A 12,706-nucleotide genomic window follows, 5' to 3' on the forward strand; every position below is an offset into this window, starting at 1 on the left:
TACAGCTCCTCGGGACGACGTTGTCTGGGGATTCAGGAACTATAAAGGTATCACCATAGAGTGGCCGCCGGCCGGTTCCGGCACTACTCTGGTCCTGTCGGGTCCCGCCCCAGATGCAGCGTGAAGGACGTGCCTTGCAGGACAAAGAAGTTATGGAGCAGGTGCGTCCTGCCGCGGAAGTTCTGAATAACCGGATCACAGAGGCACTGGGCCGGGATATCGCCGGCGGTACCCTGGCGCCGGGCACGCGGCTGACCCTCACGGGCCTGCAGGAGAGTTTCGGCGTCTCGCGCACAGTCATCCGTGACTGCATGCAGATCCTGGAAGCCCTGAACCTGGTGTACTCAAAGCGGCGAATCGGCATAGTCGTCCAGGAACCATCCCGCTGGAACGTCTACGATCCGCGGATCATCCGCTGGCGGCTTTCCGGCCCGGGCCGGAACGAGCAGTTCGAATCGCTCACCGAACTCCGGATTGCCATCGAGCCGCTTGCGGCCGCGGGAGCTGCGCGCAGGGCTTCCCCGGATCAGCGGCAGCGCCTTCTGCAGCTTGCCCTCAGGATGCGGGAGCATGCCGCCGATCCGGAAGCCTTCCTGGCAGCGGACATTGAATTCCACACGCTGCTGCTGCAGGCGAGTGGAAATGAAATGTTTGCATCGCTGAACGGCGTGGTCTCGGAGGTGCTCTCAGGGCGGAGCCGGCAGAACCTCATGCCTGAAGACGGTCCCAGGCCGGAGGCACTGGACGGACACGAGGCCATAGCGGCGGCCGTGGCGCAGGGGGACCCGGCGGCTGCCCGGGCGCGGGCGGCTGACCTCCTCCTGGAGGTGGAGGATGCCAACCTGCGCCGGCGCCGGGACTCCGCGTCCTAGGTGGTGGGCGCCTTGTCTGCACCCTCCGGGCTGACCACGGTTGCCGTCGGGGCCAGGTTCTCAGCGTCCACCATCCAGGCATACTGCTCCAGCTTGCCGATGAACCCGTGGAGGATGTCAGCCGTCGTGGGATCCTCTTCGTCCACCTGGTCGTGGACGTCCCGCATTGTCTGCACCGTGCCGCGGAGGAGGGCAACCACCAGGGTGACGGTGTCCTTGGTGTCCACGAGTCCTGCCGGGAACGGCGGAAGGGATGTGCCTTCGGCAACCGCGGTGCTGCGGCCGTCCGGAACCGCCTGCAGGGCACGCATCCGCTCGGCCAGCTCATCCGCGAACAAACGTGCGTCGTCGATGATCTCGTCCAGCTGGAGGTGGAGGTCGCGGAAGTTCTTGCCCACTACGTTCCAGTGCGCCTGCTTTCCCTGCAGGTGAAGTTCAATCAGGTCTACCAGTACGGCCTGCAGGTTGGTGGTCAGCTGCTGTGATGCCTTCATTGTTCCTCCTGTATCGACGAATCCATGACCGTGAAGTCCTGCCGGAAGCGTCCGGCGGAAGCCCGGATATAAGTAAGCTTACCTTCAGCTTGTGCTCTGATGTCCACTTCGCTACGGTGAGACCAGAGGGGAGCTAAGGCCCCTTACTATCGGAGGTTCGTTCCGCGAGGAACAGCGCAATCCGCGACCGAAGGGACAGTATGAGCACCGTAGAAGAGTCAATTGACGTTGCAGTACCCGTGACCACGGCCTACAACCAGTGGACACAGTTTGAGTCGTTCCCCCACTTCATGAAGGGTGTCGAGTCCGTCACCCAGATTTCTGACACTGAGTCCCGCTGGGTCACCAAAATCGGCGGCGTAGAGCGGACCTTCGACACCAAGATTACCGAGCAGCACCCCGACGAGCGGGTGGCCTGGAAGAGCACGGACGGTAAGTCCCAGGCCGGCGTGGTGACCTTCCACCGGCTCAGCGCCACCGAAACCCGGGTCAGCGTACAGCTGGACTGGGATCCGGAAACGTTCGCTGAAAAGGTCGGCGCCGTGGTTGGCGCAGACGATCACCGCATCAAGGGCGACCTGAAGCGGTTCAAGGATTTCATTGAGTCCCAGGGTTCCGAGACGGGATCCTGGCGCGGCAACGTGGACGCTGCCCCAACAGCAGACACCGGCGCGGGATTGAAGGCCGCCCCAACGGCCGACCCATCGCTCGATGATCCCGAGTCAGGCGGGCCCCGAGCCGCAGGCGCATAGCCCGCGGTTCCGCCTGAAACGGCCAAAAAGCCCGGCGTCTTCCCCATGGGGATGACGCCGGGCTTTTGCGTGCGGCTACGCCGGGTCGAGCCCCCGCACCGCCGGTCCTTCGAGAAGTTCACCCTCTGCCGAGAAGCGGGAGCCGTGCAGCGGGCAGTCCCAGGAAGCCTCGGCGTCGTTCCAGGCCAGGACGCCATGCAGATGCGGGCAGATGGCTGACCGGCGGGTAGTCACTCCGTTGACCGTGCAGACAGCAACTGGAGAACCGCCCTCGCGCACCACCACACCCAGTCCCTCCGGGGGCTCCCCTCCCGCAGTCCGGGACAGGCCGCCGGCCCAGCCGCTGATCATCTGCAGGCCAACCTCCGCGTTGTCCTTCACCGTGGACACTGCATCCGGGACGCTGACTTTGGCCTTGTACAGTTCCGCGTTCGGATCCGCCGCCCCGAGGATCCGGGCGGCCAGGGACTGTGCGGCGGCGACGCCGTTGGTCATGCCCCACTTATTGAAGCCGGTGGCGGCGTAGATGTTCCGGCCGAGGAGGGGCAGTTCGCCTACGTAGGGCAGTGCCGAAGCCGGGGAATAGTCCTGGGCAGACCAGTCGTAGCGGGCTTCGTCGACGGCGAAATGCTGCCGGGTCCATTCGTGCAGGCCGGTTACCCGGTCCCTGGTGTGGGCGGACCGCCCGACCGGATGCCCGTTGCCTCCGGCCAGCAGGTACTTGTTCCCATTGACCGTCGCCGTCCGCAGTGACCGGGACGGTGAATCAGCCGAAAGGTACATCCCTTGGGGGACATCGCCGCTAACGGGAAAGGCGCTGGCATAGGAACGCTGGGGCTTGACGACGGCGAAGTAACCGCCGCGGTCCAGGATCGGGATGCCGGTGGACAGCACTGCCTGTCCCGCTTCCAGGTCCCCCGGTTCTGTCACCACCCGCACCCTGTCGCCGTCCGTGTGGTGGACTTCCCTCACTCTGATGCCCTGGATGAGGCTCCCCGAAAGTGACCGAAGTTCGGCGGTGAGGGCGGCCAGCGCCTGAAGCGGATGGAACTGGGCCTGGCCCGGCAGTTTCAGGGCCGTCTCGACGCGGAAAGGCAGCTCCGTCTCGGTGGTGCTTTCAACGGGAAGACCCGCGGCCCGGCAAGCGTCCCGCTCCTTGGCGAGGGCCGCGGCGCCGTCGGACGTTACGGCATAGGTCCAGGCGTCGCGGGTTTCGCAGTCCACGCCGGCGCCGGCGCAGAAGGCGAGCAGCCACTCCTGCGCCCGGCGGTTGGCGGCGACGTAGGCGGAGACCGTGGATACGTTGTGGTGCCTGGCGATCTGGGAGAGCACCGTTCCCTGCAGCAGGCTGATCTTGGCAGTAGTGTTGCCGGTTGTCACGGCTCCCGCGCGGCGTGCTTCCAGGACTGCGACGCGCTGCCCGCCGCGCGCCAGCAGAACGGCAGTGGCCAGGCCTGTCAGGCCAGCCCCCACCACAACGGTGTCGTAGGTTTCGCCGGGCACAAACTGGTCCGTTTCAATGGCGGGAGAGGTATCGAGCCAGAGTGATTCCATGTGCTTCCTTCCTCGGGGTGGCCTCCAGCCCATCTGGCCGGCGGCCCGGAGTCAAGGGGGTACCCGGATCAGCGGGACCACGGACGCCGGGTTAGTAAGCATGCTTCCCATGAGGGGGTGACTGTGCCACAGTTTTAACCGTAGGTTTTAGGGCCTCCGTCTGGCCGGAGTCCATGATTCTCCCCTGGAGATTAGGAGTTGGCCATGTCTTATGCAAGCAGCAGCCGAGGGCTTTCCGCTCACAGAACCAGTGCCCAGATTGCCGCCACGGTTTTCGGCGTCATTTTCCTGGTCATTGGGGTTCTCGGCTTCATCCCCGGAATCACCACGAACTACGGCGCACTCTATTTCGCCGGATACGGCTCAGAGGCTGTCCTGCTGGGCCTCTTCCAAGTGTCAATCCTCCATAACGTCGTCCACATGCTGCTCGGTTTTGCGGGCCTGTGGATGGCACGGAGCAACTCGTCCTCCCGCACCTACCTCATTGGTGCTGGTGTCCTGTACCTGCTCCTGTTTATCTACGGACTGATCATCCCGCTGAACTCGGACGCGAACTTCGTCCCGTTCAACTGGGCGGACAACTGGCTGCATCTGGGACTGGCAGCCGTCATGATCATCCTCGGGTTCGTTCTTGGCTCCGAGCGTTCCCGCGGGGTGAGCCGGAGCACCGGATCACCCGGTGAGGGCAGCATTCCCAACTAGCAGCACGGGACGGTAAAGGCGCGGCCGAATTGACGGCCGTGCCTTGCACCGCGCCTGAAACCTTGTTACCGATTATTCCCCGTCCAGGGCATGTGCGAGGTAATTTAGAAGCACCCTTATTTTGGACGGAGGCAGGCCAGTGTCGTTCCATGACCCCATGCTTACCGCGGTGGAGCATGCCCCCAGCCGCGCCGGAGGGCACACGTGAGGCGCCCGGTTCTGCTGGGAGCTGAGGCTGCGGACGCCGCGCACACGAAGACCCTGTCCGAACTGATGGCCCTCACCGCGGACACGAATGGCTCTGCAGTCACGTCCCTGCTGATCCTGAAGCCGGCCGCAGACGCCGCAGAGCTGCCCGGATCCGGCAAGACGCTGGCGCTGTGGGAGTTGCTGGCCACACTGGGAGCCGCTGATCTTACGGCGGCCCGGGTGGTGGAGCCTCACCTCGATGCCCAGGCGATCCTGGCCCAGGCATCGAGTCTGCCGGAAAACGGATCGGCAACTGACTTCGACGCCGGAACCTGGGGCGTGTACGCCGCGGAGGGCCCCGGCATGGCGCTGCAGGCGACGGAGTACGACGGCGCCTGGCAGCTTTCCGGCCGCAAGCCCTGGTGTTCGCTTGCGGACCAGCTCGACTACGCCGTGGTCACCGCCCACACCAGCAAGGGCAACAGGCGTGCCTTCACCGTGGACCTGCGCGATGCCGGTATTGAGGTGGCGGAAGGGCACTGGGTCAGCCGCGGCCTCGCAGCGGTGGACAGCAGGGCGGTTGACTTCGGCCGCGTACCGGCGGTTCCGGTTGGAGGAGATAACTGGTACCTGGAACGGGACGGTTTCGCCTGGGGCGGGATAGGCGTAGCGGCTGTCTGGTACGGAGGGGCCGTGGCCGTTGCCCGCAGGCTGTTCAGGGCAAGCAGGCAGAGGACGCCGGACCAGATCGCCCAGGCGCTTATCGGAGCCGCGGACCTCTCGCTGCAGGCGGCCGCGAGGACGCTGGCCGGTGCAGCCGCAGACGTCGACGCCGGGCGGGCTGCGGGACAGGACGGCGCAGTGCTCGCCCAGCGTGTGCGCGGCGTCGTTGCCGACGCCGTCGAACGGGTCCTAGCCGCAGCCGCCCACGGGCTCGGGCCGGGTCCGCTCACCGCCGAGGAGGAGTACGCCCGCAGGATCGCAGACCTGCAGGTGTACGTTCGCCAGCATCACGCCGGGCGTGACCACGCGTCACTGGGAAGCCTCCTGCTGGCACGGGAAGAAGAGCCGTGGTGAGCTTCACCCACCGGGATGCGAGCCAGGATGAGGCACTCTGGCTTGAGGCCCTGGGACATGCCCCGGATCTCTCGGTCCTTCTTCCCGGCCCGCCGGACCGGCTCTTGGTCCTTGCCGCCCACCCCGATGACGAAACCCTGGGTGCCGGAGGGCTGATCGCGGCCCTCGCAGCAGCGGGAACCAGCGTAGACGTCATCGTCGCGACAGCGGGGGAGGGATCCCATCCGGACTCCGGCACGCATACGCCCGGGCAGTTGGCGGAAATCCGGGAGCAGGAGCTTCGCGCCGCCGTTACGGCCCTCGCCCCCGGGGCACGCGTCCGGCTGCTGGGGCTGCCTGACGGCGGCCTGGCCGGGTGCCGTGAGGCGTTGGCCCAGGCCCTGCGGGAGACCGCCGACGCCGGGACCGGAACGCTGTGGATCACCGCGCCGTGGCGCGGTGACGGACACACCGATCACGATTCCGCCGGCGAGGCGGCGGCCGAGTTCGCGCGCTCCGCGCGGATACCGCTGCTGGAGTACCCCATCTGGCTCTGGCACTGGGGAACTCCGGAAGACATTCCTCCCGCACTGCATGTCTACGGGCTGGACGATGAGGCGGCGCGGGCGAAGCGGACGGCCATGGCTGCGCACAGCAGCCAGGTGGAGCCGCTCTCCGACCAGCCCGGAGACGAGGTCCTCCTCAGCCCGGAAGTCCTGGCCCATTTTGAACGTCCCTTTGAAGCTTTTCTCCTGACCGTTCCGCGCAGCGCCCGCGGAGTCTTCGAAGAGCTTTACGAACGTTCGGCGGATCCGTGGAATTTTCAGGCAAGCTTCTACGAGTCCCGGAAACGGGCGCTGACCCTTGCCATGCTGCCCCGGGAACACTTCGGCAGGGTTTTCGAGCCCGGCTGTTCCATTGGCGTGCTGACCGAAGAGCTTGCCCGGCGCGCAGACACTGTGACGGCTATGGATATCAGTGCCCGTGCACTGAGGCTGGCGGAGCAGCGCCTGGAGCCTGAATCCGGCGTCGAGCTGCTGGAAGGCAGCATCCCGGAGAACTGGCCAGGCGGCACCTTCGACCTGGTGGTGATCTCTGAAATCGGTTACTTCCTCACGCCCGCCCAGCTCGCGGACACCGTTGAGCGTGCCGCGGGTTCACTCGCCCGCGGCGGAGCCCTGCTGCTGTGCCACTGGCGGCATCCCAATGAGGGCTGGCCGCTTACCGGAGACGGTGTCCATGACGCCTTTCTTCACTCCAGCGGACTGGAGAGACTCTCCGCCCACGTGGAAGAGGACTTCCGCATCGACGTCCTGGTGCATCCACCCGCCGAATCGGTGGCGCGCCGGGAGGGACTGCTTTGACGCCTGCGCACATCGGCGTCGTGATTCCTGCCAGGGACGAAGAGGAGCTGCTTCCGCGCTGCCTGGCCTCAGTGGGTGCTGCCTGCCTGGCACTCGAACCGCAGGCCCGGGTGAGCCTGGTGGTGGTTCTGGACTCATGTGCCGACGGCTCTGCCGCCGCGGCAGCCGGGGCCGCCCTGGAACAGGGACTCGAACTGCACCTGCTGGAAACCACCGCCGGGAACGTAGGCGCGGCCCGCGCGAAAGGCGCGGCCGCGGCACTGGAGCTGGGAGTCGAGTGGATCGCCTGCACTGACGCGGATACGGCGGTTCCCGCCTGCTGGCTGCAGACGCAGGCGGGACTGGCTTCAGCCGGGTACGCCATGGTGCTGGGAACCGTGGTTCCGGACGCCAGGGACCTGGACGCGGACCACCTGGCCCTCTGGCGGGCGCGGCACATCCTCGCGGAGGGACATCCACACATCCACGGCGCCAACCTGGGCTTCTCGGCCGAGGCATACCGCGCAGCAGGCGGATTCAGGCCCGGCACCACCGGTGAGGACGTGGACCTGGCCAGACGGATCAAGGCGGGCGGAGCCCCCTGGATCGCCACCGACTGGATTCGTGCCCTTACTTCCGGGCGCATGACCGGACGCGCGCCCGCAGGGTTCTCCGGGTACCTCCGCGGACTGCTGAACTAGCACTGCACTGTGGTGCCGGCGCCGGAGGCGCTCTAGCGTGGGGGAATGGACTCTGAGCAAATCCATGCACAAATCGAACGCCTGGTCGAACAGGAACAGTCGCTCCGCAGCGCAGGTCCCGGGGAAAGCGCCGAGACCCATGCCGAGCAGCTGCGGAACATCAGTGAACGGCTTGACCAATGCTGGGATCTGCTGCGCCAGCGGCGTGCCCGTATAGACGCAGGTGTGAATCCCGATGCGGCCCGGGTGCGGCCGGCAGGGGAAGTGGAAGGGTGCCGGCAGTAACCGTCCGGAACGCTAGCGGGTGAGGGCGCGCACCAGTGTGGCTGCGCCGATTGTCCGGCGGAACGGGCTGCGGCCCCGGAACGTTTCCCCTGCTGCCCACCACATCATGGCGGCCTGACTGGCCCGGTGGAGCGCCTGCCGGTACCGCGGCGTCAGTGCCATCGCCGATGCCGTTCCCAAACCGGCCCAGGCCAGTATGGGGAGGTTTGGCGGGAGGAAGACGGTCTGCCGGCCCCTGCGGTCGCGGAAGTAACTTGAAATCCCCATGATCTACGCGCCTTTCCTGGATTTTCGGCCGGAGGACTTTGCCGCCGGCTTCCTGGCTGGTTCGTCTTTGTCCTTTTCATCGTCTTCATCGTCCTTGCCGCCGCCCGCGGTTTTCCCGCTGCCCTTGGCCTTGCTGGAAGCGGACTTGCTGCCCCGGTTCTTCTCCACGCTGCGCCGCAGCGCCTCCATCAGGTCCAGGACCTTTCCACCCTCATCCTCGGCCTCTTCGCCGAAGGTCTCCTGGGTATCCAGGGCTTCACCCTTCTCCAGCTTGGCTTCAATGAGCGTGCGGAGCTGTTCCTGGTACTCGTCAGTGAACTCGGACGGGTTGAAATCCGAGCTGAAGGAATCAACCAGCGCCGATGACATTTCAAGCTCCTTCGCGGAAATGCGCACCGACTCTTCCAGGGAGGGGAAGGCAGCTTCGCGAACCTCATCCTCCCAGAGCAGCGTCTGCAGCGTAAGTACGTCGCCGCGCACCCGAAGGGCCCCGAGCCGGCTCTTCTGCCGCAGCGAGAACTGCACGATTGCTGTCCTGTCCGTGTCCTCCAGGGTGCGCCGCAGCAGCACATAGGACTTGGTGGACTTTGAATCCGGCTCCAGATAGTAGGTGCGGTCAAATAGGATTGGATCCACCTGGTCGCTGGGGACGAACTCCACAACTTCAATTTCCCGGCTTTTCTCCACCGGCAGGGAAGCCAGGTCCTCGTCCGTGAGTACTACGGTCTGCTCGCCGTCGTCGTAGGCCTTGGCGATGTTCTTGTACTCAACGACCTCGCCGCAAATTTCACAGCGGCGCTGGTACCGGATCCGGCCGCCGTCCTTTTCATGCACCTGATGCAGGCTCACGTCATGGTCCTCGGTGGCGGAGTACACCTTGACCGGCACGTTGACCAGCCCAAACGCGATGGCACCTTTCCAGATGGCTCTCATGTACCCAGTGAACACCAAGCAGACTGTGAATCTCCAGAGCCGCATCGGCGCACCTGTTGCCCGGCCGCTGCTGCCGTCTTTTGCCGTCCCCCTTGGACCGGTCCTTCCGCCGTCCTACCCTTGGGAGCAATTCGCCGGTGCCGGGGCCGGTTTCCAATTCGTTCTATCGGGAGATTGCCATGATTGAGGAAGCTGACCTGGAGTCGCTGCGGAGGGCCGTGCGCGGCGTCGTGTCGCTGCCGGGGGAGACGGGGTACGCGGAGGACACCGCGGCATTCAACCTGGCCCAGATCCATCAACCCGATGCAGTCCTGGGCGCTCTGGATGACGGCGATGTGCAGGCCGCGGTGGCCTGGGCTGCCGCGCGCGGTATTCCGCTCGGGGTGCAGGCCACGGGCCACAGTGCGTCGGCGCCGATGGATGAAGGCCTGCTCATCAACACCTCGCGCCTGCAGGACCTGGACCTGGACCTGGAGGCCGGTGCCTTCACCGTCGGTGCGGGAGTGCGCTGGGACGCGGTGCTGCAGGAACTGGTGCCGCAGGGGCTGACTGCCGCCCACGGCTCCAGCGCCCGCGTGGGGGTGGTCGGCTACACGGTCGGCGGCGGCCTGCCGCTGATGGGACGCACCCTTGGATTCGCGTCTGACCATGTCCGCAGCTTCGACGTTGTCACCCCGGATGGAACCCTGCGCATCGCAGACCCGGAAACGGAACCGGAACTCTTCACCGCCGTGCGCGGTGGAAAAGGGAACTTCGGAATCATTACGAGGATGACCATGGCCGCGGTGCCGCTGAGCGACTTCTACGGCGGCCAGCTGGTCTTTCCCGAGGACCAGGCGGGGCAGGTCCTGGATGCATTCCGGCTATGGGCTCCCGGGCTCCCGAATGAGGCGTCCGCATCCCTGGCTTTCATGCACCTGCCGGATCTGCCCTTCCTGCCGCCGGAACTGCGTGGAACGGCCCCGGTAATCCTGCGCTTCGGCTTGTTCGGTGACGAAGCGGAGGGAGACAGGCTGCTTGTTCCCTTCCGGCTGCTTCCAGCCGTCAGTGATACGGCCGGGCCCATGGACTACCTCGGTGTAGACGCTGTGCACAGTGATCCCGCGGACCCGTCTCCAGCCATGGAACGCGGCATGCTGCTCACGGAGCTGGACGACGCCGCAGCCGCAGAGCTGCTGCGCCAGGTTGGGCCCGGTTCCGACACCCCGCTCGTCATGCTGGAACTGCGTGTGCTTGGCGGCGCCCTGTCCTCGGAGCCGCCCTTCCCGGACACTGTTTCCGGAAGACGCGCAGGATTCCACCTCTTCGTGCTGGGCGTGCCCGGGCTTCCTGCGCCCGATCAGGTCGAGGCAGCACTAGTGCGGCTTGCCGTGGCGTTCGAACCCTACGCGGCTGGCAGCCTGATCAACTTCCATGGCCCCGCCGGTGATGAACTGGACCGGGCGCGGGCGTGGGAGCCCGAAGCCTATGAGCTGCTGCGCGGCGCCAAGGCAGAGTGGGATCCGCAGAACCTGTTCAGGTTCGGGCACGCTGTCCCGCCGCTTGGTTTAATGGACACCGCAAGCGGCTGAATCCCGGCCGGCCCGAGGGAAGAGGCGGCAGTATCCACATGAACGGTCCATCGCGGGCCCTGGAAGAGCTCACCGTAGGGCAGGTTGCCCAGCGCAGCGGTGTGGCGGTATCCGCCCTGCATTTCTATGAACGGCAGGGTCTGATCCGCAGCCGGCGTACCGGCGGCAACCAGCGGCGTTTTGACCGCTCTGTCCTGCGCCGCGTCGCTGTGATCCGTGCCGCCCAGCGAGCCGGTATTCCGCTCTCCCACATAGCCGCCGTCTTCGCTGAGCTGCCAGAGGACGGGATCCCCGGGCAGGAGGACTGGCGCAGGCTCAGCGCCGCATGGCGGGCCGAACTGGACAACCGGATTGGCCAGCTGGAAGCCCTCCGGGACCGCCTGGGCGGATGTATCGGCTGCGGCTGCCTCTCTTTGGCGGAATGCAGTTTCATCAATCCGGATGATGCTTCGGGGCGGAATTTCCCGGGCGCCCGATTGCTGGAGCCCGATACCTGATTTGACCTGAACTAATGTTGAGGTTTTACCGTGGAGGTATGACTTCAACGGCAGTGACTTCTCCGGTGGTGGATGAATTCAAGGACGCGTTCCGCGGGCACCCGGCGGGCGTGGCGATCATCACGGCCGCCGGTACCGAAGGGCCCGTGGGCCTGACGGCGTCCTCCGTGAGTTCGGTCTCCGCCGTGCCGCCGATCCTGGCGTTCTCCCTCGCTTCCACCGAGGGTTCGGCGGGAGTGATCGCCACAGCAGACACCATCGTGGTCCACCTGCTTGGCGCGGAAAACGCTGAACTTGCCGCCCTCTTCGCCACCCGGGGTACGGAGCGGTTCGGTCCGGATCTGGAATGGAGCACGCTTCCCGGCGGAGAACCGCTGCTGGGCGGAGTGCCGCGGGCCCTGCTGTGCCGCGTCCTCTCCCGCACCCAGGCCGGCAGTTCAACCCTGATCGCCGCGGAGGTTTTGGAGATCCGCACCGGCCCCGCGTCGGCGCCGCTGGTCTACCACGACCGCACGTACCACCGTCTGGACGCCCATTCCGCGCTTGGGCGGCCTCAGTAGAGAAGTCCCTTTCCGGCGGCAGCGGAGAGCGCACCCGCCACCCGCGAGAGCGCCGGTAGTTCCACGCGCCACTGCTGCCAGTACAACGGGACGTCCAGATGTGCGTCAGGATCCAGAAGCACGGCTGAGCCGTCTGCGAGCAGTTCCTCCGACTGCAGGTCCGGAAGCATTCCCCAGCCGTATCCAAGGCGCACTGCCTGCAGGAAGTCCCAGGATGCAGGAACGTAGTGGCGGGGCGGCTGGAGCCCCGGGCCAAAAGTTGACTCAAGGAAACGGAATTGGAGCGCATCCCTGCGGTTGAAGACCACCATAGGGGCGGATGCAGCCTGGACAGTGTCGAAGCCGCCGGCGAACCACCGGCTGCGGAATCGCGGGCTGGCGGCTGGCCGGTAGCGCATGGTTCCCAGTCCGGTGACGGAACAGCCCTGCACCGGTTCCGGACTGGACGTTACGGCACCCATGGCGGTTCCGTTCCGCAGCCCCTCGGCCGAATAATCCTGGTCCTCCAAGGTGAACTCGAAGCTAATTCCCTCTACCTCTGCAAGCGCCGGAAGCACCCAGGTGGAAAGCGAGTCCGCGTTTATGACCAGCTGCACCGCCGTGCGCCCCGGCTGGGTGTCCAGGCCCAGGCGCTCGACGGCGTCGTGCTCCAGTGCGCTGATCTGCCGTGCCAGCCGCAGCAGTACCGCACCCGGCTCGGTGGCGGTGATGGGGCGCGTGCGCCTGAGCAGCACGCAGCCGGTCCGCGTCTCCAGCGCTTTGATCCGCTGGCTGACGGCAGACGTGGTCAGGTGGAGGGCCGCAGCGGCGGCGTCGAAGCTTCCGTGGTCAAGGACAGCGCCCAGGGCGCGCAGTTGGTCGGCGTTGAATTCCATGTTAAGAGATTCTAAAGATGGCCCATAAACATTAGCTAGTCTTCTCCGAATGTTC

Annotated in this window: 14 protein-coding genes and 1 pseudogene; 10 read left to right on the top strand and 5 right to left on the bottom strand. The window is 66.0% G+C overall.

Translation table 11 applies throughout. The features are described 5' to 3' along the window. The first annotated feature begins 134 nt into the window (after positions 1-134). Positions 135-872: a FadR/GntR family transcriptional regulator gene (locus ITX31_RS10840; RefSeq protein ID WP_323745654.1), complete on the top strand. Its 738-nt coding sequence runs from the start codon at positions 135-137 to the stop codon at positions 870-872. Here ITX31_RS10840 and ITX31_RS10845 read toward each other — a convergent pair. Continuing rightward, positions 869-1,366 carry a Dps family protein gene (locus tag ITX31_RS10845; RefSeq protein WP_194783359.1) on the bottom strand — a complete coding sequence of 166 codons (498 nt, stop codon included), beginning with the start codon at positions 1,364-1,366 and terminating at the stop codon, positions 869-871. The genes ITX31_RS10840 and ITX31_RS10845 overlap by 4 nt on opposite strands. A 200-nt stretch (positions 1,367-1,566) precedes the next feature. Here ITX31_RS10845 and ITX31_RS10850 point away from each other — a divergent pair. Then, positions 1,567-2,016 (top strand): annotated as a pseudogene (locus tag ITX31_RS10850) (SRPBCC family protein); the annotation flags it as partial. Positions 2,017-2,193: 177 nt separating this feature from the next. Here ITX31_RS10850 and ITX31_RS10855 read toward each other — a convergent pair. Beyond that, positions 2,194-3,672 carry an FAD-dependent oxidoreductase gene (locus tag ITX31_RS10855; protein WP_194783361.1) on the bottom strand — a complete coding sequence of 493 codons (1,479 nt, stop codon included), beginning with the start codon at positions 3,670-3,672 and terminating at the stop codon, positions 2,194-2,196. A gap of 204 nt (positions 3,673-3,876) precedes the next feature. Here ITX31_RS10855 and ITX31_RS10860 point away from each other — a divergent pair, with 204 nt between their 5' ends. From ITX31_RS10860 to ITX31_RS10880, 5 genes are all read left to right on the top strand, one after another. After that, on the top strand, positions 3,877-4,374 hold the full coding sequence (locus ITX31_RS10860; protein WP_194783362.1) for a DUF4383 domain-containing protein: 498 nt from the start codon (positions 3,877-3,879) through the stop codon (positions 4,372-4,374). A gap of 204 nt (positions 4,375-4,578) precedes the next feature. Then, the gene (locus ITX31_RS10865; RefSeq protein ID WP_194783363.1) at positions 4,579-5,640 is read left to right on the top strand and encodes an acyl-CoA dehydrogenase; all 1,062 of its coding nucleotides are present in this window, start codon (positions 4,579-4,581) and stop codon (positions 5,638-5,640) included. After that, positions 5,637-6,983 (top strand): PIG-L family deacetylase, encoded by a 1,347-nt coding sequence (locus tag ITX31_RS10870; RefSeq protein ID WP_194783364.1) that lies wholly within the window; start codon positions 5,637-5,639, stop codon positions 6,981-6,983. Before ITX31_RS10865 ends, ITX31_RS10870 begins: the two co-directional genes overlap by 4 nt. Further along, positions 6,980-7,663 (top strand): glycosyltransferase, encoded by a 684-nt coding sequence (locus ITX31_RS10875; RefSeq protein WP_194783365.1) that lies wholly within the window; start codon positions 6,980-6,982, stop codon positions 7,661-7,663. The genes ITX31_RS10870 and ITX31_RS10875 overlap by 4 nt, the downstream gene beginning before the upstream one ends. Before the next feature lie 45 nt (positions 7,664-7,708). After that, positions 7,709-7,948 (top strand): DUF2630 family protein, encoded by a 240-nt coding sequence (locus tag ITX31_RS10880; RefSeq protein WP_194783366.1) that lies wholly within the window; start codon positions 7,709-7,711, stop codon positions 7,946-7,948. A 12-nt stretch (positions 7,949-7,960) separates the two neighbouring features. Here the strand turns inward: ITX31_RS10880 and ITX31_RS10885 are convergent, their stop codons facing one another. Both ITX31_RS10885 and ITX31_RS10890 read right to left on the bottom strand, forming a co-directional pair. Next, positions 7,961-8,215, bottom strand: coding sequence for a hypothetical protein (locus tag ITX31_RS10885; protein WP_194783367.1), 255 nt, complete (start codon positions 8,213-8,215; stop codon positions 7,961-7,963). Positions 8,216-8,218: 3 nt separating this feature from the next. Continuing rightward, on the bottom strand, positions 8,219-9,148 hold the full coding sequence (locus tag ITX31_RS10890) for a Ku protein (RefSeq protein ID WP_194783368.1): 930 nt from the start codon (positions 9,146-9,148) through the stop codon (positions 8,219-8,221). Between the two features lie 179 nt (positions 9,149-9,327). On the opposite strand from ITX31_RS10890, the gene ITX31_RS10895 reads away from it, so the two are divergent. The 3 genes from ITX31_RS10895 to ITX31_RS10905 are packed head-to-tail and all read left to right on the top strand — an operon-like array spanning position 9,328 to position 11,776. Further along, positions 9,328-10,719 carry an FAD-binding oxidoreductase gene (locus ITX31_RS10895; RefSeq protein WP_194783369.1) on the top strand — a complete coding sequence of 464 codons (1,392 nt, stop codon included), beginning with the start codon at positions 9,328-9,330 and terminating at the stop codon, positions 10,717-10,719. Positions 10,720-10,757: 38 nt separating this feature from the next. Next, positions 10,758-11,216, top strand: coding sequence for a redox-sensitive transcriptional activator SoxR (gene soxR / locus ITX31_RS10900; RefSeq protein WP_194783370.1), 459 nt, complete (start codon positions 10,758-10,760; stop codon positions 11,214-11,216). Positions 11,217-11,254: 38 nt separating this feature from the next. Then, positions 11,255-11,776, top strand: a complete 522-nt coding sequence (locus tag ITX31_RS10905; RefSeq protein ID WP_194783371.1) for a flavin reductase family protein — start codon at positions 11,255-11,257, stop codon at positions 11,774-11,776. On the opposite strand, the gene ITX31_RS10910 is transcribed toward ITX31_RS10905, so the two are convergent. Continuing rightward, the gene (locus ITX31_RS10910) at positions 11,770-12,651 is read right to left on the bottom strand and encodes a LysR family transcriptional regulator ArgP (RefSeq protein ID WP_194783372.1); all 882 of its coding nucleotides are present in this window, start codon (positions 12,649-12,651) and stop codon (positions 11,770-11,772) included. The genes ITX31_RS10905 and ITX31_RS10910 overlap by 7 nt on opposite strands. Positions 12,652-12,706 lie beyond the last annotated feature (55 nt).

The sequence above is a fragment of the Arthrobacter gandavensis genome, assembly GCF_015355785.1.
Classification (GTDB): Bacteria; Actinomycetota; Actinomycetes; order Actinomycetales; family Micrococcaceae; genus Arthrobacter_B; species Arthrobacter_B gandavensis_A.